The sequence below is a fragment of the Erwinia sp. JH02 genome, assembly GCF_013074405.1.
Classification (GTDB): Bacteria; Pseudomonadota; Gammaproteobacteria; order Enterobacterales; family Enterobacteriaceae; genus Erwinia; species Erwinia rhapontici.
Map to the genome: position 1 here is coordinate 772,765 of NZ_JABANZ010000002.1, position 21,667 is coordinate 794,431.

The following is a 21,667-nucleotide window of genomic DNA, read 5'->3' on the forward strand; positions in this document are numbered from 1 at the left end:
AGCAACCGGTCTGGTACTGGCTGCCTGTTCAGCGACCGGTCTGGGGCCAGTTTGAGCACGCCGGATCGGCAAAAGACGCATCCCTGCGGGCCTCGGCACGCGACGTCCTGTCGCGTGACGTCCGGCTTACCTCAAACTGGCCCCCTCCCCGCAAGATAGCGCTCGCTGTGGGGTTTAAAACCATCAGAACGTGACGATCTCCGCTCATTAATGAGAATCAGGATTTTGGGCTTGAGTTTTGACCTGGATTTTGACATTGAGGCGGCATTCAGCAGCGCTGAGGAAGCACAGTGAACCAGGACGAACCGCCAGGACGGCGGTGAAAGGGAGAGCCGGCACAGGGATGTGCCGTCACGACCGCTCCGTCGGTGAACGACGCTTGCGAAGGCACCCGCTGAAAGCGGGCGATGCGCCTGCCGCAAGCCCGGATTCCAAAGGGCGGGGCGACTGCCGCCCTTTGGTCGCTCAGCCCGCGCAGCGGGAAAGCGAAACGCCCTTGACGTTGACCCTGGCCTGGACCTGGACCATCACCAGGGTGAAGCCTGGCATGGCGGGACCCGATATCACCTTGAGTTAATGGCATATACCTCGATGGTCGGTATCACATCCACCCCATCAGAAGTATATAAAACGGCGTTGGTGAAATCATAAATCCTTCCTGTGATCCTGACCGTCACCCGATTGCCCACTTTTGTGACGCTAGCCCCATCACTGTCCGAAGTAAGAAAAGGTACCGTATTTCCCAATACCTTTAATACATCCTTTTGTATTTCACCTGCCAGATAATAACGGTAGACATCCGAAACCGTCGCCCCGCCTCCCTGATATTTCGTCACGTATAACCAGGTATCTTCATTAAGCTTCTGGGTTTTAAAAAGGGCATCATTATAGGGAGGGCCAACGTAATAGCGGTAAGCCACGTTACCGACAACCAGCACCAGTAAAACTGCCGTTAGCAGTCGGTGTATCCATTTAATAACCGTGCTGCCTTGCATAGTCGATTCCTTGATTAATCCATCTTTGGTCTATGGGATCATCACCATATGGTGGTAAATCATACCAATGCCCCCACTCTGCTTTTGATGTTCCTGCCATCTTCTGCGCAAATCCCGCCCCCATTAACAATATATCGATCGGAATACCAACAGCATATCCCGTTGCTCCAAAATTGAAATTACCAAAGTCAGCCCAGGCTCGATTTCTCTGCTTATAATCCCATGGACCGCGATTTCTGACCTTTTGATAAAACCAATAATATGTCGTCGGTGTTGCCATATTTTTACCCGCACTTCGAAATCTTGCTTCATTCAAATTTTTTCGAAGAATATCAAAACCACCATCAGGCATGATGGGAATTATCGCCATAACAAGTATCCTTACTCAGTTGTCTATAGCTCCATTATCTTGGATGGAGAATAAAACCCATTCCCATCTTGAAAAAGATCATTAACTATCAATCAATTGAAATAAATTTATCACATTTTCAATTCTGAACAATGCTATAAAAATCCAAATAAACCCCATGATGACCTTTGAAAACAACATCATTATTTTATTATTATCGGAACCAGTATTAGTAATCAGAGTAACGCCCCCCTACATTGCTCCATCAGAAATATCATTTACCCTTAGATCAATACGCATACCCACTTCTGTAACTGAGAAGCGTGTTGCGCAGATAATTGCCGTGGAATATCAGCAGAAAGTGTTGAGGTAGCATGACGGGGTAAAGAATGCAGCCTGGTTTCAGTTTCATCGTCTAATCCCTTTTTGCGAGGCATCCCGCATTTTTGGTTTACAACCGCCCCCGTTTGTTATGTGATCACGTTACTTGTCCGGCTTACACTCCGGGCGCACACCGTAGCGGAACACATCTTCTATGCGCTTCTATCAGGCCGATCCGACGCTGGAGAACTACTGGCGCGGGGTGATCCTTTTTGGCAGGAATGTTGCCTCGTACAAATTCGCCCTCGCCCATGCGCTGTACGATTTGCAGCAGCATCAGGACGACCTGATCACGCTGGAAACCCTGGCTGCACCCTTTGCTCGCCATCTCTGCACGCACCTGCACCATGCGCCGAAACAAATCACCTCTCGCGGCAGCCAGTTTCTGGCGAGCTGCGTACAGTTCAATAACGATGAGATCGATGAAGCGCAGCTGATTGAACAGACCGTGCGCCATGGCTTTGCCAACGTGATTGATGCTTTCCATAACGTTAACCGCGCAGAGATCGATAAACGCTTTTTTATCGACGAACGTAAATCCAGCAAAGGCATCCGCCTGACCGATAACTTCTACCAGCTGACACAGACCACGCAGTTTCACAACCTGGTGAAGGAAACCGACGCCCGCTGGCGGCTGGTCGAACAGGCTTGGGCGCTCGGTGTTTCCAGCCACCTGATCGCGGTGGAGTATGACCCGGAAGACCAGCTGCTGTTCAGCCGCCAGAACAAGCGTCGCGTCAATATCACCCGTTGCCGCGACAGCCTGAACGGCTACCAGAAGGGCCGCTGTTTCTACTGCTATCGCGATATCAGCCTGCAATCCGGCCACGAGAACCTGGCCGACGTGGACCACTTCATCCCCTGGATGCTCAACGCCACCCACGCCAACCTGAACGGCGTGTGGAACCTGGTGCTGGCGTGCAGGAACTGCAATCGCGGCCAGGGAGGCAAGTCTGCACTTATTCCATCAGTGGAACTGCTGGAACGGCTGGAGGATCGTAACGAATACTTTATTAACAGCCACCTGCCGCTGCATGAAACCCTGACAGAACAGACAGGTAAAACATTTCACCAACGCCATGATTTTCTGCAAACCCAGTGGCAGAACGCGCGTAATGCCGGACTAAGCACCTGGCATCCCACCGCGCAGGGAGACGCTATTTTCTGATGAACAACGACTACTACCAGCAGCATGCCGAGCGATTTTTCAGTGAGACGGTGACAGTGGATATGTCGGCGCTGTATCAGCCGTTTGTCGCACACCTGAAGCCTGGTGCACCCATTTTAGATGCCGGTTGCGGCTCCGGACGTGATGCAAAGGCGTTTCACGAGATGGGCTATGACGTGGAAGCATTTGATGCCTCTGCCGAACTGGTGGAGCTTGCGCGCCAGCACAGCGGCCTACCCGTGGAGCAGAAGCGCTTCGAGGACGTCACCGACGTGGAGCGCTATGACGGTATCTGGTGCTGCGCTTCGCTGCTGCATGTGCCGCTGGCAGAGTTGCCTGAGGTGATGTCGCGGTTAGCCAGGGCGTTGAAACCGGATGGGGTTTGGTATGTGTCGTTTAAATATGGCTGCGGAGAAAGAGCAAAGGATGGGCGGGTGTTTACGGATATGGATGAGCCGGGGTTGAAGGCATTGGTTAGAGGGCTGGCAGGGATTGAAGTGGTGGAAATGTGGCAGACAGGGGATCAGCGACCGGGAAGAGCTGAAGAGGGATGGTTAAACGTAACCATGAATAAAAACCATAACGCCCGTTGTTAACAACTTTCAGAGTGGATGGACGGAAAAAAATGAATATTACTGAAGATCAATTACTGGAAGTTGCGTGGTTTTTGTCAAAGTTCGGCGAAAAAGAACCACCAAAAATACTGGAAATAACTAAGTGGAAAGAGGCCTTCGCACTCTTTTACCCCCGATTTGGTGCAGGAAAAACGTCAGTTAAATTTCATAACAGCCTTAAGAATAGCCGGGATCGTTTTGATTCATGGATCAGCGTCAGCCGCCGGGGATGGCGAAATAAAGATGGCACGCCTGCAGAACTTTCCATGGCAGAACAAAAAGCCATGACCAGAATGAGTTTGCTGTCTGAACAATCAGTTGCACAGCGGATTCTCTCTTTGATTGCAGACAGCACTGAATCCTCTGAATTGCATGACGTTACGCTCATTGAAAACGATAAACATCTGGATGAAACAATACGCCAGAGATTGATTGCCGCACGGCTTGGACAAGGTGAATTCAGAAAAAACTGCCTGAAACAGTATCCTGCATGTCCTGTTACCCATATAAACTTTTCACCGTTGCTCAGAGCCAGCCATATCAAGCCCTGGTCTGACTGCGACAATGCGCAGGAGCGTCTTGACCCTCATAATGGCCTGATGCTCGCTGCACATATTGATGCACTTTTTGATAACGGTTGGATTTCATTTAGCAATGAAGGCGATATCCTGATTAGCCCGGAACTGGATGAAGACGTTGTTAAGCAGTTTGCATTAAGCGATAAAAAGATCCCTGCATTTCCCGAGGCCGCGCATATTTATCTTGAATGGCATCGGGAGAAATTGCTGCGGTAAATTTTATGCTAATCGGAATGCATAAGGTTGCCGACTATTTAACTCGTATCTTAACAGTCGCCAGCTTGAACATTACTCAAAATAGTCCATATCTATTTTCGGCACGCGTAATATACGAGAAGTCACTCCAACTTCATTATCCATCATCAGGTGGACCAGGCGTTGACCATCGATCAGCACCAGCCCTTCAACTTTGCGCGAATAGTCATGCGCCTGTGAGGTAAAACCGGATGTGGTGATAAACACGCCGCGTCTGGCTTTCTGCCCGGCCAGTGCGCCAAAAAATGCCTGCAGCTCAGGGCGGCCCACCGTGTTCTGCCAGCGCTTTGCCTGCACATAAACCTTTTCCAGGCCCAGCTTATCCAGCGAGATAATGCCATCAATGCCGCCATCGCCTGAGCCCCCCACACGCTGAAGATCGTCCCGGTGCCCGCCGTAGCCAAGGCGGTGCAGCACATCAAGAACAATCACCTCAAAGCGCGCAGGAGAGACCTGTTTAAGGTTTTCCAGCAATTCATCCGCCACGGCACTGCGTATCTCATTCAGCGCCTGCTCAAGACGATCGTCAGGGCTACTCAGTGCCAGTTCTTCTATAGTGAGTGGCTTAGGCTGTGGATCGAGATCGACAGAATCGGGCTGCTGTTTCAACTTCACGCTATTAAAATCAAAGGCCAGATGAGTGATATCCTCTGCTGTCATTGGCAGAGGATGGGCGATAACCCAGCGCTGCCCTTCGGGTGTCAGGCACCATTTCCCACGAGACAGACTTTGCGACAATCCCGCACGCTTTAGTCGGTCGTGTGCCCAGCCTGCCCGGTTTTTATAAGTCAGCTGACCGCTTGCAATCACCTCTGCGCGCTGATTTTCATCCAGATTGAGCATATCTGCCGCCGCCTCTTGCGCTTCGCGGGCAGTCGCTCCTTCAGGCCTGGTAGCCAGAAAGCGCAACACGGGTTCAATAAATTTATCGTAAGTCGGTACAGACATGGCACTTCCTTATGTGTATGACAAAAATGATGAACCTGCTGTTCAGGCCCCCTTCAACATATCAAACACCACTCGGGCAAATCCTCTGGCCAGCTCAGGACTCGACAGATACTGCATCATCATTTCCTGCTGCGCTTCACTGCTGTCCATCACGGCATCATCAATGGCTTTAGGGAAATCACCCAGCATCGCCTGCTCACGCGTATTGTTAGCAATCTGCGTCATAACGGACTTATTTTCCGAGAGTTTGTCACGAACGGAAAACGCATAATTGACCATATCTTTGTCGGTCAAATTATCCGTAATAAACAGCTCATTTAACCGCGCCAGAATATGCGACATGAACTCTTCTTTCTTGTCCTTCGGCTTGGCGGTTCCCACATCATTACTGGGATGCAGTTTATATTCCGGTGAATCTTCCTGCAGCTTAAGATGCTGAGCATGGATTTTCGAGAGACGATAATGGCTCATCTGGATATTGCTGACATCCACCTCATCCTCGTCCAGTCTCTGTTCATGCAATAGCGGGCGCAGATGGCGGGCGTAGAGGCTGAGTTTCTCCAGCTCTTTATCGTCGTAATCCACGATCTGAGACATAAATTCATAAAAACGTACGAAACTGCCGAGATCCTTTTTAAAGATCTCCAGTCGATCTTTCTCCTGCTTGCAGGCTTTAAAGCTGTTTTCTGCGTTGGTGATCAACACGATATCACCGGTTTTTTTTGTGCGTTCAAACATCTCTTTCGCCAGAAGATAGGCATCAATCGAAGAGGAATAGCGTTTCTTCCAGCGCTCAACCGCAGGCTTACAGATATTACTGATCGCCGCGTTGGACTTATTTTTCATAAAGAAGGCATCGCAGAACTGCTCGACTTCATTCCACAGGAAAACACCGCTGGCGCGCAGTTTCTCGAACAGGTCAAACACCAGACCAGGATCGGTGACGTCCATCAGTTCAGCGGTCTGGTAATAGGGCTGGAACGCGGCCAGAATCTCTTCCGGGTCATTATAGAAATCCAGCACGAAGGTGCCGGACTCGGCTTTACCCGGATAGGTGCGGTTAAGACGGGACAGCGTCTGCACGCACTCTACGCCACCCAGCGGTTTATCAACGTACATGGCGCACAGCTTAGGCTGGTCAAAACCAGTCTGGAACTTATTAGCCACCAGCATCACCTGATAATCATCGCTATCAAAGGCTTTGCGCATATCGCGGCCTTTCAGGCCCGGATTCATATTGGCTTCGGTGAACTTTTTGTTTAACAGCGCCAGACTGTTATGGTCGCCTTCATTAAATTCGACCTCGCCGGAGAATGCCACCATTGCACTGATTTTCTGGTAGTTATTCTCGGCAATATACTTATCAAACGCCAGCTTATAGCGCACCGCCGCCTTGCGCGAACTGGTGACGACCATGGCCTTTGCCTGCCCGCCCAGCAAGTGCATCACGTTTTTACGGTAATGCTCCACGATCACTTTCACCTTCTGCGAAACGTTATGATCGTGCAGCGTGACCCACTGGTTCAGTTTAATTTTGGCTTTTTTGCTATCGACTTCTTTATCGCCATCTTCCAGCTTCTGCAGCAGCTGATAAGCCACCTTGTAGTTGGTGTAGTTCTTCAGCACATCGAGAATAAAGCCTTCTTCGATGGCCTGCCGCATGGAGTAAACATGGAAGGCCGCCGGTTTATTGGTTTTGGACGCCGGTTCGTCCGGTTTCGGACGGCGGCCAAACAGCTCCAGCGTTTTCGATTTCGGCGTGGCGGTAAAGGCGTAGTAATTCAGGTTGCTGCTGCCCTTACGCGCTGCCACGGTGGCATCCAGAATATCTTCTGAAGACAGTACGACATCCTCATCCGTCTCTTCCACCATCAACACTTCTTTCAGCTGACGTGCCGTGGAGCCGCTTTGTGATGAGTGTGCTTCATCGGCAATCACCGCATATTTGCGCGTTTTCAGGCTGACGCTGTTTTCAATCGCCTTTAATACAAACGGGAAAGTCTGAATGGTGACAATAATAATCGGTTGGGAACTTTCCAGCGCAGCAGCCAGTTTCTCTGACTTCGATCCATCGCCTTCCTTATTATTGATGCGCCCGACCACGCCGTCCTGATGCTCAAACTGATAGATCGTGTCCTGCAGCTGGTCGTCCAGCACCGTGCGGTCGGTGACGACGATCACCGAATGGAACTGCTTTTCTCCCTGCGCATCATAGAGCGTGGAGAGCTGATGCGCGGTCCAGGCAATCGAGTTGGATTTACCGGACCCGGCGCTGTGCTGGATCAGGTATTTATGCCCGGTGCCTTCGGCCTTGGCCGCGTTAATCAGCTGACGCACCACGTCCCACTGATGGTAACGCGGGAAGATCAGGCTCTCTTTTTTAACCTTCAGCCCGTTCCAGTCCTCTTTCTCTTCGATTTGTAGATGAACGTAACTGCTGAGGATGGTCAACAGATTTTCCGGTACCAACACTTCATTCCACAGGTAGTCCGTGGCATAGCGTTCAGGATCGTCCGGGATATCGTTGCCCGCACCGCCCTCTTGGGTGCCTTTGTTAAACGGCAGGAAGAAGGTCTCCGCCCCGGCCAGTTTGGTGGCCATAAAGACTTCGTACTGGCTGACGGCAAAGTGCACCAGCGCGCCGCGTTTAAAGGTCAGCAGCGGTTCAGGTTTATTGGTCACCGGATCTTTTGGCAGCCGGGTGTGCTTATACTGCTTAACCGCGTTTTGCACCGCCTGCTTGAACTCAGACTTCAGCTCAAGGGTAGCCACCGGCAGGCCGTTGACGAACAGCACTAGGTCGATACGCCACTTTTTGGCTTTCACGCCGGTTTCAGCAAATACACTGCTGCTGGCGTGAGGGCTATAGACCAGCTCTGGCACAATGCGGCAGATATTTTGCTGATAGCGCGCCAGGGTTTCCGGGTTGAGATTGTGTTCCGGTTTAAACTGGCACAGGGAAAAACGCGCATTGCGAATTTTTAAGCCGTGGCGCAAAACGCCGAGGGTGCCATATGCACGTGACTGGATATCGGTGGCATTGATATCGGCTTTTTTTAGCTGTGCTACCAGGTTATCCAGAAAGTGACGCTCAGTATCGTTCGGATAGACTTTGGCAAATTTTTCCCACTCTTGAGGTTGGGTGGTTTGCACAAAGTGCAGCGCATCCTGCGTATAGAGCGCACGTTCACGATCGTAGCCGTCACCTTTGCCGACGATCCAGCCGTTGCTCACCATCTGGGCGATCATCTCATTCTGGAAAATCAGCTCTTGGGTGGTATCGGTACTCATGCGTTCACCTCCTGTGATGCGTTCTCAGCGGCTGCCTCGCTGGCGGCAGGGGCAACCCAGTTGCGTAGGTCGATTTTGCCGGTGACGGCGGCGGAGATAAGGGCGGTGCGGCGTTCTTTAAGGAACATTATTTGCTCTTCTCCAAGTAATTGAAGTTGATCAAATCTCTTTGACTTCTCATCTAATAACTTAGCGATTTCTCTTTGTTCATGCCTTGGTGGGATAACTCCTGGCATCGTCTTTAGTAAGTCTTGACTAAGAGATGCCCTAGTTATCAAATTCATTTCCTTCGTAAAAAAAACACGAAGTAACTGATTGGAAAAGTAATACTTTGAATACGCTACATTTAAATTCAATGAATTTGGACGAAACCGAATCAAAAAACCGGCAAAACAGGCATTTTCTATAGTTTTTAAACAAGCCGATGCAAAGCCAATTTCCTCAATTGTTTCTGATGTTCGGGTAAAAAGCACATCGCCTGTCAAAAGCGAATATTTCTTCCTATCCTCACTCGTTGACTGTACTAATCCGCTACCGAACTCCGGCAACACTCTATTTTTATACGCATCACCATAACTCACAAATGGATAACCAGAACCGAACGCCTCGGCCCCAATATTAATTCCATTCTGGAAATCACCCAGATATCTTAGTGGTTTGACAATCCAATGCTCAGGCACCTCTCCCAACCACTCAACACCAGAATCCTTCATCGGTAGATCAGGGTTTAGCCCTTTGGTGACAGCATGGCTAATCACTGCCTGACGTTTTTCTTTAAGTAGTTCTATCAGTTGCTGCTGCTTTTCAATCAAGCTGTCTATTTTTGCAGTTTCGTAATCAAGGAAGGAAGCTATCTTCGTCGCATCCTGAAAATCCGGGACAAGTAGAAAAGAATTTTTGATGAGTTCTTGATTTAATATTTTCGCACCGTAAATATTAGTTGATGCATTTTCTATAATAAATTTAGGAAGAACATAATATAAATATGCCAATGGAAGTGCTGCCCCCCCCAGAAATGAAGCAATTGCTTCATTTGTATACAAATCACACTCAGCAAATGAAACATTGCCTACTGATAATTTGAAGCTAAAAAGTAATGACCCTTCAGGCGTTATTTCCATAGAGGCTTCTTTAGCAGCAACATCTGAGATGCATTTTGCTGTTGAGGAAATATACTTACCTTTCAAGTCAGAAATATTTACCCACAAATTTTCGCCAATAAAATTGGCATCATTTTTAGTTGGTGGAGTCCAGCCAACCTGAAACGGAGCTATATGTTTTACTCTACTAACTTCCCACTTCTTAGGGATCTCCCCCAGCCACTCCACCCCAGAATCTTTATACTCCGGATAAGCCTGATACTTAGTCATCAGGAATGTACCTCCTGCAGCAGCTTCATAATTTCTTTGCTGACCGCATCCAGATCGGCATCAATCTCTTCTAACGGGCGCGGCGGCTGATAAACATAGAAATGGCGGTTAAACGGAATTTCATAGCCAACAATACCAATATCCTCATCTTTAGCATCACGCTTGTCGGCGTTAATCCAGGCATCCTTAACGTGCGGGTGCACCTCTTTTATGAAGTAACCTTCAATCAGCTCACTGGTGGCGATTGCAGGATTTAACGGCACGTTCTCGTTATCACGCAGATCGCCATTCTGCTCAAACTCCACCACTTTGCCTTTGTATTCAAAAGCACCGTACAGCGGCTGAGCCTCTTCCTTCAGCACCTTTTTTACCACCGGTTCAGCATCCGGGTTTTTCGTGGTGATGGCGTCAATAAACTGCTTGTTCTCTTTGGCATCCAGCTTGACGCCAGCGGCTTTGATCGCGCCTTTCAGGGCCAGCTGGAACAGATTAAAGTCATTGCTGACCTGCGCCCTGCCGCCTGCCTGGGCACCTAACGCGCTCTGGATCTGCTGCGCTTTGGCCATCAGATCGCGCTGTGCCAGCCACAGCTTGCTGTCCAGCAGGTCTTTAACCTGCTTCTCTTTCAACTCGCTAAACTCTGCTTTGATAATGGCACGCGCTTCCACCTGAATGTCAGAGAAATCGCCGTACTGCTCGCCCTGCCACTGTGTGCTGAATACTTCATGCAGGCGCTCCATCGGCGCATTAAACGGCTTCGGTGCAAAGCGCAGGGTGCTAATGGCCTCATCCGTCACCTGCGCGGATAAGCGCAGCGGGCGCTCAATGGTCAGACGGCGGTAGCCAAAGTCGGTGCTGTTAAAGATTTTGCTGGCGAAGGTTTTCGGCGCTTCTTTTTTAGCAGTGGCGGACTGGCGACCACGGTTCGATTTCTGCTCCGGCGCTTTATCCAGCCCCAGCTCCGCCAGCGCCGTCGCTTCCAATACCTCGAAGTTACCGAAGGTGCGGGTGATAAGCCGGATATCCTCTTCGCCCATCAGGTTACGCTTCGAGCCGAGTGACTTACGCATCTTGCCGCACAGTTTCGTGCCATCAATCAGCTGGACCTTACCTTTGCGCTCCTGCGCCTTCTTGTTCGACAGGATCCATACATAGGTCGCAATGCCGGTGTTGTAGAACATATCGGTCGGCAGCGCGACAATCCCTTCCAGCAGGTCGGCTTCCAGAATATAGCGGCGGATTTCACTCTCGCCGCTGCCGGCTCCGCCGGTAAACAGGGGGGAACCATTAAGGATAATGCCAATACGACCACCGTCACTGGCGGTGCCATCAACGTTTTTGGTATCGCGCATTTTGCTGATCAGATGTAGCAGGAACAGCAATGAACCATCAGAGACGCGCGGCAAACCGGGGCCAAAACGCCCGTTAAAACCTTTCTGGCTGTGTTCGTCGTTGATTTCACCTTCAATCTTTTTCCAGTCCACACCAAACGGCGGGTTAGACAGCATATAGTCAAACTGATCGGCAGGCAGCTGGTCATTCGACAGCGTGTTACCCAGTTTAATACGGCTGACGTCCTGGCCCTTGATCAGCATATCTGCTTTACAGATAGCGTAAGACTCCGGGTTCAGCTCCTGACCAAAGGCACGCATCACCGCCTGCGGGTTCAGTTTATGCAGATACTCCATGCCCGAGGAGAGGAAGCCACCGGTTCCGGCCGTTGGGTCATAAATGGTGCGGATAATACCCGGCTTTATCAGCGCATCGTCATCTTCCATAAACACCAGCGAGGTGGTCAGGCGCACGATATCGCGCGGGGTAAAGTGCTCTCCTGCGGTTTCATTCGAGCTTTCAGCAAAACGGCGGATCAGCTCTTCAAATACCAGCCCCATATCGTGGTTAGAGATGGCCTGCGGACTAAGGTCGGTGGTGGCAAATTTTTTCACCACCTTGAACAGCAGATTGGCCTCATCCAACTGGCTGACAAACTCGTTAAATTTAAAATGATCGAAGATTTCACGGGCGTCCTTCGAGAAACACTGGACGTAATTCTCGAGGTTGTCTTTGATATCGTTCTGCCCCATTTTGCCCAGGTCCATCGGCGAGGTGTTATAGAACGACAGGTTGTTGGTGGCGCGTAAGATAAATTTTTCCTGACCTTCTTCCGGCAGGCTTTTCATCGCTTTGACTTCGGCGGCTTTAGCCACCACCGCGTCTTTACTGCTGGCCAGTACGCACTCCAGACGACGCAACAGCGTAAACGGCAGGATCACGCGCCCATACTGTGATTGCTTAAAATCACCACGAAGAAGATCGGCCACCGACCAGATAAAGGCAGCAGTGCTGGAAAAGTTATGAGTAGACATTATGCGACCTGAGGAATTAAAAATTTATCTGATTGTACCTGTTTTGCTTACGATTGGGGCTGATGTTTTAAGGGATACTTGTGATAAAACAGGGGCAAAACACTCACCTGAAGACTCTCATCAACACGACAACCGTCCACTATGACAAAGCCAGATCAGAGTCGAGTAGCTTGAAGCGGCAGCCTTGCCTAACCAGCTCAACACGATTAGCCAGAACAAGTGGATGAAGTAATGGCTGGTCATTATGCTCCCCGCTAAAATTGACCTGCAACCGCTCAAGGGCATAGTGAAGCAGTGGGACTCGTTGATGAATCAACAGCTTTCCATCATCCATTGCATAATCACTGGCGATAATATTTTGCTGAACAGCACTCAATCCCGGGTTAGGGATTACAACGGCCGTTATTACCGTATTCCACTCAATATCTTGTTCACGCCCGTGTTCCGAAACATCAAGCAGATCAGGCACTCCGCGAAATCTACTCATTACAAAATCAAGATAATCGCCTTTCTTCTCGCAATAAGCCCGCACATGCCAGCGGATACCATCATAGACCAGCGTATGCGGAACAATATTACGCCCCGTTTTTTCTTCGGAGCTAAGTGATACATAGTCCACATCGACTCTTAATTGATCGCGTGCGGCCTGCACCAGTCCTCTAACGATCAACGGATCAATGTGACGCGTTGGCACATTCAGGATGTCAATATGACCAAAACCCATGTCCATAACAGGTAATGTCATATTCCTTTCATGCTGCTGTGACTGTTGCTTCTCCTGATGCAGTAATGTGAGGTACTCATCCACTTTTCCTTCACTAAACATCGGCACAAAATGAGCTGTCGGCTTATAGCCCCTGAGTTGTGCGTCGTATTTCAGACCGCTGGGGGAGTGAAAACGAATGTAGTCTTTAATCACTGTTGACGCTTGCTGACGACCGATATTGAAGGCAGAAGAAAGATGATTTGAAGTCAAACGCCCCTCCCACTGCAACACAATTTCAAGTAACCGAAAACGTAACGTTTGATCCCAGGTGACCTCTTTCACTTCCATATGTGCTCCAAAATGCGACATGTGTATTTAACCAGTATCGGAATGCTATCTACGGCCAATTATACTGAACCTGTTCACAACATATAGCGCAATTAAGCATAATTTAAACCTTGAAGTATTCACTGGCATCTCAACAGGTGACGATATGAAACTGGAATTAGCACACAGTATTGAATTAGGAAAAGACATTTCTGCCGATAATGCAGATGAACTGTTTCAAAGTGGAACTATTACATCAAAGCACTTCTTTGAATGCCCGGAAGAAAACTGCCATGCTCAGGTAACCTGTGCCAATTTGGATAAACCTAAAAAACTAAGAAAACGAGATCCTTACTTCAAATTTGTCTCCGAACATCGCACAGGCTGCCCTGTTGAAGCCGAAAATGACGAGGACTTAAGACGGGTAAAAACAACATGGGATGATCCTGAAGCATTGCCCTTCATCTGCGATGATATGGTTGATTTGGATTTATCAGCACCAAACAATCGTATCGTGCATGACCTCAATACAGATGATGATGAGCAAGGCGTCATAAAGAAAATACGCCCAGCTCTGGCTGATGATGATGAGGAAAGGTTTAAGCGCCGTCATTCAAAAAAACGACTCTCAGGCCTGGTGCATGCATTTATCAATAAAGAAAATTTCTTCCTCAACACAGCCGAAGGGAAAATGCACCTCAGAGATTTTTTCATCAAGATTGGTGACAGCAAAGACCTAAAATATTTTCAAGATGAACCCCGTATTTACTTTGGTAAAGCATGGCTCAATGCTAAGGAAAATTACTATCTAGTTCGTTTTAATGATGCAATGCGCTCAGGAGAAGTAAAATCCAGACCAACTTTTTTCATCCCTGCGCGTCTGATTGATAACTCTACCTATCGCCGAACATCTCGAGAAAAACTGGATGAGATTGCAAAGGCATCCCCAATAAAGCCTTTATATTTATTCATATTTAGTGAGTTGCCACCGGTAAAAAAGAACACAGAAAATTACATTAATTTTAAACTAGATGATTTGACTTATTTATATTTTCTTCCATGGGGAAAGTAAATTGCGGTTTTTATAAAAAACAGGATAACATTTGAATGAACATAATTGATATTATAAAAGATTCATGGTTTTTTGATGATCACATGAAGAATATAACTGGACCATTGATTGTGGCTGCTTTAATATGGTCAATAAAGTCCTTAAGAAAGATCTTCAATCCATTAATTTTTATTTTCACAAACAACCTCTCATCAAAGTTCATTAAAATCTCTACTGATGAAAAAGTGAACGCATTAAAAATAATACAAAACTATAACGAAAACGATGACAAACACTTAACACTCATTAATGAACACAGACTCAGAGACTATGGCTTGCATTACCCCATACCTGTATTGAGAGTTTTATTCGATTATGTTCATGATAAAAACATTCGTCTCAACAGCACCGGGTTTTTATCTTTCCTGGATTGCAACCAGATTTTTAATTACGAGAGACACACAATGCCAGTGCATTCAAAAAGTAAAATACTCAAACACACCTCCATGTATTTAGGGGTTGTATTGTTTTTTATAATAAACTTTTCCTACATACCATCAACACTTAAATCGCTATATCACTCTACTGTTAATTTCACTAACGTAACAACAATTCTGAGTGCCACCCTTTTAGTCTGTGTATTAGTCAGAGCTTCATATATAATGATTGAGCAAGTTATTTCATTTGCATGGGCTATTAATTTCTCAAAAAAACTAAATGAATATGAAAAAGAAATGAAAAACAATAAAATTATTACGAAATTTAAAATATAGAAAAAATAGAGCTTGTATATATTTATATAAGAAATTACAACTAAGGATAATTTTGAGTGAAATCCTCCGTGCAAATAAAATGAAACTAAATCTATTCTGTTATCTGCTGCTGGCCTCAGCAGCGATGGGCAGCGCATTGCTTCCTCATCCTTTTTTGATGTGGTTCCTGCTTGCCAGCACACTGACGCTTCTGATTTATGGTGGGGGTAAACTCGCTGCCCGCTAAGGCTGGCGACGGATACCAGAGCCTACGTTGTTGGTGTTTGATTATTGGGTGGATGGCCAGGGGCGATGGTTGGTCAGCAAATATTCCGTCATAAAACACAGAAGCAGTCTTTCAAAACCTGGTTCCTTATCACAGTCATAGTTAATCTGCTCGTACTGCTGATAACTGCATATGCGTTTTATTTTCATTGAATAATGTCATACAGAAACCGTGGTGGGGTCATCTAAGCACAAGCGGCTTCATCGCGAGAACGGCCTTAACCAGAATACTGCTTTTTCTGTGATTTGGATGTTATCGACGTCGGCTAGTACGCTTAGTCAGTAACCAGCCGGACCACCGCCACCAAAGTGCTAATATTCTTTCTCTTAAACCTTTATATGGCAATAATATTAGCACTCTCGCATGCTATTTCGACAAAGGCCTTCTGTTGTATGCTGTGATCTGAGCAAGCTGTAACTCGTCCTCGCAATCAATGCAGGCCTGATTAAAATCACGCATCGTTATGCGGGATGGCATCAATGCTGAATAATCCAGAAGCTTCGCTGTGGATAGCTTCAAAGGCAGGGGTTTTAAATTTACGCTTTGCGATCATTGCAGATCTCCATCCGTTCTTTGCAGTCGATCCGCTGCATTAATCTTAAGGATCACACCCAGCGATCAACCATGCGCAGCTTTGATAAGCGCGTCGTTGATCCATTGATTAACGCTTTTGCCAGCAACTTCCGCTGCAACATTAATAGCGGAATGGCTCTCTGGAGCAATGCGAAGACTAATTTTGCCACTCGCCGGGCGGAGCGGTTCACGCCCCTGTGCGGCGCAATAGGAAATATCGTCATCCACGCTCTCTTCAAATGCTTTTCGCAGTTCGACTACATTGTCAGCGTGGAACCCAATGATATCCCTGATACCCGCAACGTGGCCCACAAGGCAATGATCTTCTTCACAATATTCAATCTTTGCCGAATAACCTTTATATGTCACGGTATTCATCATGGTGTTACTCCTGGCGCTAATAAAAATGCCTTCGCATCACGAACCTGGTACGCTTTAGCCTCTTTTCTTGCCCGCCACAAGACCCTTAATGATATCAAAAAGTGATATCAACCCAAATTCAAAAACCATAGCCCTAATCACAGAGCTTAGAGGCTGGCACATACACGACGGGAGATCAGGAAGTGGTTAGGTGAATTTTAGGCACAAAAAAACCACCTTTCGGTGGCTTTAATGTTCATACGCTTTATGGTGCCGAAGGCCGGAATCGAACCGGCACATCTCTCGATGGTTGATTTTGAATCAACTGCGTCTACCGATTTCGCCACTTCGGCACTGAAGGGTATGCGGAAAACGTTGTGGATTATACCGTTACCGCCTGCATACGCAACCCTATTCCGCAGGGTCTGCGTCTGAGTGCTGAAAAAACGTGCGCCGGGCCAGCGTATTGATATCCCGTTCGGGCTTGGCTTGCCCCGCCCCTGTGATGTTTCAGTGCAGATAATTCTTAAACCCTGGACCATAATGGCTGTACGGCGCTGTGCAGTGGAACTCACCCGCTCTCCGGCAGTCGGAACAATCAGATATCAGCGCGTGGCCAGGAGGGCGGCGTGCGTCACATCACATCGAATAGGGCTAACAATGAAAGCAGCAATGAAATGGGTTCTGGCAGGTTCAGTGGCCACCGCACTGTTCAGCGCCACGGCGGGTGCCGCCAGCTGGCAGGATCAGCTTAACTCAGCCGCCAGCGCGCTGGGCCAGAACAACAGCAGCACCAATACCTCCGGTGCTAACGCAGCGCCTGCGGGTAACTCGCTGGGCGCGTTGACCGGGTTACTGAACGGCGGCAGCCAGTCGCTCAGCGCAGGCACCATGACCAATGCGGCGGGTGTGCTGGAGTACTGTGTGAAAAACAATATTGTCGATAACAATGTGTCATCGGTGAAAGACAAACTGCTCGGTAAGCTGGGGCTGGCGGATACGCAGAAGCAGCAGGAAACCACCGACTATAAGCAGGGCCTGATGGGTCTGCTGAACACCGGCAACAATCAGCAGGTGAACCTGAAATCGCTGGGTGATACCGCCATCGGCAAGAAGGTGAAAACCAAAGCCTGTGATCTGGTGCTGAAGCAGGGCAAACAGTTTATCTCGTAATCTCTCTCTTAAGGCGGCAGGGCTGTCCCCTTGCTGCCTTCTTCCCCCGGCCACCGTTGTGTGGCCTTTTTTTATTTTACAATCAGCCGAATGCCCAGCAGCGCCATCACGCCGCCCCCTAAACGGTCGAGCGGGGCTTTGAAGCGCAGATAGGTGTTACGCGGCCCGCGTGACGACAGCGCATAAGCCACAAACAGATACCACAGGCCATCCACCATCATCGCCACCAGCGGGATGGCAATCAGCATGCCGTTGCTCACATGGGCAGGCAGCAGCGCGGCAAACACCCCGGCGAACACCATCGCGGTTTTAGGATTACTGATCTGGGTGGTAAAGGCGGTGAGAAAGGCGCGCTTCAGCGTTTTACCGTTGCTGCCTGGCAGGTCCAGCACCAGCGGTTCGCGGGCACCGCGAAACATCTTGTACGCCATCCACAGCAGGTACAGGCCCCCCGCCGTCTTCAGCGTCAGCCACAGCACAGGCACGGCATTTAACAGCGTATGCAGCCCCATCAGGGCGATAATGGCGAAGATCAGGCTACCCGCGCCCATGCCCAGCGCGGCACCGATGCCGGCACGGCGTGAGGAGGCCACGGCGGTACGCGCCACCAGAATAAAGCTCGGTCCCGGACTGATGGCACCCAGCGCCAGCGCACCGCCGATTGAAATCACTGAAAGTACTGCTGCATCCATCTTCCACCTCCATCATGTAATATCGTCTAACTTACTGAGAGTGGACATTAACTGGCAAGCCGTAATTGACGGAGACGCCTGCTATGCTTACAAAATATTCTCCGTCTTACCACCAAAGGGATCGTTGACGATGACCGAGCCGCTGCTGATTGCCCAGACCACGGAACAACAACTGCATTTGCTGCCCGCGATGGCGAACCGCCACGGGCTGATCACGGGTGCTACCGGCACCGGTAAAACCGTCACGCTGCAAAAGCTGGCGGAGAGCTTCTCAAATATCGGCGTGCCGGTGTTTATGGCCGATGTAAAAGGTGATTTAACCGGGGTTGCCAAAGCCGGGACGGAGTCAGAGAAACTGCTCGCCCGTCTGGCGAAGATTGGCGTCACGGACTGGTCACCGCAGGGTAATCCGGTGGCGCTGTGGGATATCTTTGGCGAACGCGGCCACCCGGTGCGCGCCACGGTATCGGACCTCGGGCCACTGCTGCTGGCACGCCTGCTGAATCTGAACGACGTACAGAGCGGCGTATTGCAGATTATCTTCCGTGTGGCCGACGACCAGGGCCTGCTGCTGCTCGATTTTAAGGATCTGCGCGCCGCCACGCAGTATATCGGCGAGAACGCCAAAGCGTTCCAGACCCAGTACGGCAATATCAACAGTGCCTCGGTGGGCGCCATCCAGCGCGGGCTGCTGTCGCTGGAGCAGCAGGGAGCGGAATACTTCTTTGGTGAACCGATGCTGGATATCAAAGACTGGATGCGCACCAATGAGAACGGCAAAGGGATAATCAACATCCTCGCGTCGGAGAAGCTGTACCAGATGCCAAAACTGTACGCCACCAGCCTGCTGTGGCTGCTGTCGGAGCTGTATGAGCAACTGCCGGAGGCGGGCGATCTGGAGAAGCCGAAACTGGTGTTCTTCTTTGATGAGGCGCATCTGCTGTTTGACGATGCGCCCGCTGTGCTGCTGGATAAGATCGAGCAGGTGATCCGTCTGATCCGCTCAAAAGGCGTGGGCGTGTGGTTTGTCTCACAGAACCCGTCGGACGTGCCGGATGCGGTGCTCGGCCAGCTGGGTAACCGCGTGCAGCATGCCCTGCGTGCCTTTACCCCGAAAGACCAGAAGGCGGTCAAGGTGGCGGCGCAGACCATGCGCGCCAACCCGGCGTTTGATACCGTGACGGCCATTCAGGAGCTGGGCACCGGCGAAGCGTTGATCTCCTTCCTCGATGAGAAAGGCAGCCCCTCTGTGGTGCAGCGTGCGATGGTCATTGCCCCCGGTTCCCGCATGGGTCCGGTGACCGACGACGAGCGTAACGGGCTGATTAACCACTCGTCCCTCTCCGGCAAATATGAAGAAGCTGTCGATCGCGAATCCGCTTATGAGATGCTGCAAAAAGGGATACAGAATGCCACGAACACCGCCAGCGCTCCCGCCGCCAAAGGCGAAAACGTGGCGGTGGATAACGGTATTCTCGGCGGACTGAAGGACATTCTGTTCGGCACCACCGGGCCGCGCGGCGGCAAGCATGATGGCGTGGTGCAGAGCGTGGCCAAAAGCGCAGCGCGACAGATCACCAATCAAATCATCCGTGGTGTGTTAGGCAGCATTATGGGCGGAAGGAAACGATAAGGGCTTTATGGATAAGGAACGTGAGTTAATCCGGGCGAAGCGCCTGCCGCTGCTGTTGCTGGTCGGTGCGGCGCTGTTGTTTATCGCCACCATTCTCTGGCCGCTGTACTGGCCGCCCAATCCCTGGGTCGCCGGGCTGAAAGCGGTGGCAGAGGCGTCGATGGTCGGGGCACTGGCGGACTGGTTCGCGGTCAGCGCGCTGTTCCGCCGGGTGCCGATCCCTCTGGCGGGCCGTCATACGGCGATTATCCCGCGTAATAAGGATCGTATCGCCGACAATCTCGCCCTGTTCGTGCAGGACAAATTCCTCAATACCGATTCGCTGCTGGCGCTGATCCGCCGCCATAATCCGGCGCAGATTATTGCTAACTGGCTGAGCCACCCGGACAACGCCGCCCGCCTGAGCGGGATGGTGCTGAAAACCGTGCGCGGCTTTCTCGATCTGGCCGACGATCAGCGTATTCAGGGGTTTATGCGCCGGGCGATCCACAAAGCGATTGATAAAGTGGATCTCAGCCAGTCGGCGGCCATGATCCTCGAAAGTCTGACGAAAAATAACCGCCATCAGCAGCTGCTGGACGATGCGCTGGCGCAGATCCTGCAACTGGTGAACAAGCCCGGCACACATGAGTTTATCGCCCATCAGGTGGTGAGCTGGCTGAAGCGCGAGCATCCGCTGAAGGAGAAGATGCTGCCGAGCGAGTGGCTGGGAGAGAAAAGCGCCGAGCTGGCGGCCAATGCGGTGCAGTCGATCCTCACCGAGATTGAACACGATGATGCCCACCAGCTGCGCCAGGGCTTTAACCGCGCCGTGCAGCGGCTGATTAACCGCCTGCGAAACGACCCGGAGATGGCGGAGAAAGCGGAAGAGATTAAAGCATATCTGAAGCAGGATGAGACGCTGAACCGCTATATCGGCCAGCTGTGGAATGATTTGCGAGGCTGGCTGAAAGACGATCTGGAGCGCCCCGACTCCACGCTGCACGCCAAAGTGAGTGCTGCCGGGCAGTGGTTCGGTGAAACCCTGATGCAGGATGAGCCGCTGCGCAACTCGCTCAACCAGCATATGGAAGAGGCCGCCAGCAACGTGGCACCGGAGTTCTCGGCGTTTCTCAGCCGTCATATCAGCGATACGGTGAAAAGCTGGGACGCGGCGGATATGTCGCATCAGGTGGAGCTGAATATCGGCAAGGATTTGCAGCGTATCCGCATTAACGGCACGTTAGTCGGTGGGGTGATTGGGTTGATTTTGTATCTGCTGTCGCTGGTGCCGCAACTGCTGGAAAGGACGCAGGTGCTGTAGAGGCTTAACGGACAGGGCCAGGTCAAGGGCATTTCGCTTTCCCACTGCGTGGGCTGAGCGACAAGGGGCGGCCCGAACTTTCGCCGACGTCCTGTCGGCTCATCCTGGTTCTCTTCGCTTTCTCAGCGATTCTTAATTGCCGCCTGAAAGTCAACATCCCAGGTCAAACCCAAACCAAACCAACCCAAAAAGTGTTTCTGGTTTGGGTTTTGACGTTGAGGCGGCATCTTAGCTGCGCCGAAGGAAATCGGATTTCCAGGACGCGCCAACAGGACGTTGGCGAGAGGGTGTGCCGGGACAGGGACGTCCCGTCACACCCGGTCCGGCAGGAAAGTCGATTTTCTGAGGGAACCCGCTGAAAGCGGGCGCGGCGCCTGCCGCAAGCCCGGGGGTGAAGGGGGAAGGGGCGACTGCCTTCCCCCTTCCCGACCGCCTGCAAGGCGGCCGGAACGCCCTTGACGTTGACCTGGCTTTAACACCACAGGCTGACCAAAAC

General features: G+C 50.4%; 17 protein-coding genes, 1 tRNA gene and 2 pseudogenes. 9 read left to right on the forward strand and 11 right to left on the reverse strand.

All coding sequences use genetic code 11. The features are described from left to right. Positions 1-563: 563 nt before the first annotated feature. Together HHI26_RS08265 and HHI26_RS08270 are read right to left on the reverse strand one after the other, a co-directional pair. On the reverse strand, positions 564-995 hold the full coding sequence (locus HHI26_RS08265) for a hypothetical protein (protein WP_171148892.1): 432 nt from the start codon (positions 993-995) through the stop codon (positions 564-566). After that, the gene (locus HHI26_RS08270) at positions 973-1,365 is read right to left on the reverse strand and encodes a polymorphic toxin type 44 domain-containing protein (protein WP_171148893.1); all 393 of its coding nucleotides are present in this window, start codon (positions 1,363-1,365) and stop codon (positions 973-975) included. The genes HHI26_RS08265 and HHI26_RS08270 overlap by 23 nt, the downstream gene beginning before the upstream one ends. 514 nt (positions 1,366-1,879) lie before the next feature. Between HHI26_RS08270 and HHI26_RS08275 the strand changes: the two genes are divergently transcribed. Genes HHI26_RS08275 through HHI26_RS08285 form a run of 3 tightly spaced genes read left to right on the forward strand, consistent with a single transcriptional unit; the run spans position 1,880 to position 4,301 of the window. Beyond that, positions 1,880-2,893, forward strand: a complete 1,014-nt coding sequence (locus HHI26_RS08275) for an HNH endonuclease (RefSeq protein WP_167863404.1) — start codon at positions 1,880-1,882, stop codon at positions 2,891-2,893. After that, positions 2,893-3,489, forward strand: a complete 597-nt coding sequence (locus tag HHI26_RS08280; protein ID WP_171148894.1) for a class I SAM-dependent methyltransferase — start codon at positions 2,893-2,895, stop codon at positions 3,487-3,489. The genes HHI26_RS08275 and HHI26_RS08280 overlap by 1 nt, the downstream gene beginning before the upstream one ends. Before the next feature lie 29 nt (positions 3,490-3,518). Beyond that, complete coding sequence (locus HHI26_RS08285) at positions 3,519-4,301, forward strand: HNH endonuclease (RefSeq protein WP_171148895.1); 783 nt, start codon at positions 3,519-3,521, stop codon at positions 4,299-4,301. A gap of 72 nt (positions 4,302-4,373) precedes the next feature. On the opposite strand, the gene HHI26_RS08290 is transcribed toward HHI26_RS08285, so the two are convergent. The 5 genes from HHI26_RS08290 to HHI26_RS08310 all read right to left on the reverse strand — a co-directional run bounded on the left by HHI26_RS08290 (position 4,374) and on the right by HHI26_RS08310 (position 13,369). Further along, positions 4,374-5,288: a restriction endonuclease gene (locus HHI26_RS08290; protein WP_171148896.1), complete on the reverse strand. Its 915-nt coding sequence runs from the start codon at positions 5,286-5,288 to the stop codon at positions 4,374-4,376. 42 nt (positions 5,289-5,330) lie between these two features. Then, a complete protein-coding gene (locus HHI26_RS08295) occupies positions 5,331-8,579 on the reverse strand; it encodes a DEAD/DEAH box helicase family protein (protein ID WP_171148897.1) in 3,249 nt (1,082 codons plus the stop codon). Beyond that, a complete protein-coding gene (locus HHI26_RS08300) occupies positions 8,576-9,949 on the reverse strand; it encodes a restriction endonuclease subunit S (RefSeq protein ID WP_171148898.1) in 1,374 nt (457 codons plus the stop codon). Before HHI26_RS08300 ends, HHI26_RS08295 begins: the two co-directional genes overlap by 4 nt. After that, positions 9,949-12,315 carry a class I SAM-dependent DNA methyltransferase gene (locus HHI26_RS08305; protein ID WP_171148899.1) on the reverse strand — a complete coding sequence of 789 codons (2,367 nt, stop codon included), beginning with the start codon at positions 12,313-12,315 and terminating at the stop codon, positions 9,949-9,951. Before HHI26_RS08305 ends, HHI26_RS08300 begins: the two co-directional genes overlap by 1 nt. 139 nt (positions 12,316-12,454) lie before the next feature. After that, on the reverse strand, positions 12,455-13,369 hold the full coding sequence (locus HHI26_RS08310) for a WYL domain-containing protein (RefSeq protein ID WP_171148900.1): 915 nt from the start codon (positions 13,367-13,369) through the stop codon (positions 12,455-12,457). A gap of 145 nt (positions 13,370-13,514) precedes the next feature. Between HHI26_RS08310 and HHI26_RS08315 the strand changes: the two genes are divergently transcribed. From HHI26_RS08315 to HHI26_RS08325, 3 genes and pseudogenes are all read left to right on the forward strand, one after another. Continuing rightward, a complete protein-coding gene (locus HHI26_RS08315; RefSeq protein ID WP_171148901.1) occupies positions 13,515-14,420 on the forward strand; it encodes a hypothetical protein in 906 nt (301 codons plus the stop codon). Between the two features lie 35 nt (positions 14,421-14,455). Further along, positions 14,456-15,172, forward strand: a complete 717-nt coding sequence (locus tag HHI26_RS08320) for a hypothetical protein (RefSeq protein ID WP_171148902.1) — start codon at positions 14,456-14,458, stop codon at positions 15,170-15,172. 79 nt (positions 15,173-15,251) lie between these two features. Next, positions 15,252-15,589 (forward strand): annotated as a pseudogene (locus tag HHI26_RS08325) (DUF1294 domain-containing protein). Positions 15,590-15,869: 280 nt separating this feature from the next. Here the strand turns inward: HHI26_RS08325 and HHI26_RS08330 are convergent. From HHI26_RS08330 to HHI26_RS08340, 3 genes and pseudogenes are all read right to left on the reverse strand, one after another. Next, a pseudogene (locus HHI26_RS08330) lies at positions 15,870-15,990 on the reverse strand (transcriptional regulator); the annotation flags it as partial. Positions 15,991-16,055: 65 nt separating this feature from the next. Beyond that, positions 16,056-16,391: a type II toxin-antitoxin system HicB family antitoxin gene (locus tag HHI26_RS08335; protein WP_241008239.1), complete on the reverse strand. Its 336-nt coding sequence runs from the start codon at positions 16,389-16,391 to the stop codon at positions 16,056-16,058. Positions 16,392-16,638: 247 nt separating this feature from the next. Beyond that, positions 16,639-16,723, reverse strand: a tRNA-Leu gene (locus HHI26_RS08340). 307 nt (positions 16,724-17,030) lie between these two features. On the opposite strand from HHI26_RS08340, the gene HHI26_RS08345 reads away from it, so the two are divergent. Beyond that, positions 17,031-17,543, forward strand: coding sequence for a DUF2501 domain-containing protein (locus tag HHI26_RS08345; RefSeq protein ID WP_171148903.1), 513 nt, complete (start codon positions 17,031-17,033; stop codon positions 17,541-17,543). Between the two features lie 71 nt (positions 17,544-17,614). On the opposite strand, the gene HHI26_RS08350 is transcribed toward HHI26_RS08345, so the two are convergent. Next, complete coding sequence (locus HHI26_RS08350; protein ID WP_171148904.1) at positions 17,615-18,235, reverse strand: LysE family transporter; 621 nt, start codon at positions 18,233-18,235, stop codon at positions 17,615-17,617. A gap of 130 nt (positions 18,236-18,365) precedes the next feature. Between HHI26_RS08350 and HHI26_RS08355 the strand changes: the two genes are divergently transcribed. Together HHI26_RS08355 and HHI26_RS08360 are read left to right on the forward strand one after the other, a co-directional pair. Beyond that, positions 18,366-19,868 (forward strand): helicase HerA-like C-terminal domain-containing protein, encoded by a 1,503-nt coding sequence (locus HHI26_RS08355; RefSeq protein ID WP_171148905.1) that lies wholly within the window; start codon positions 18,366-18,368, stop codon positions 19,866-19,868. 7 nt (positions 19,869-19,875) lie between these two features. Further along, on the forward strand, positions 19,876-21,171 hold the full coding sequence (locus HHI26_RS08360) for a DUF445 family protein (RefSeq protein ID WP_171148906.1): 1,296 nt from the start codon (positions 19,876-19,878) through the stop codon (positions 21,169-21,171). The last annotated feature ends 496 nt before the right edge of the window (positions 21,172-21,667 follow it).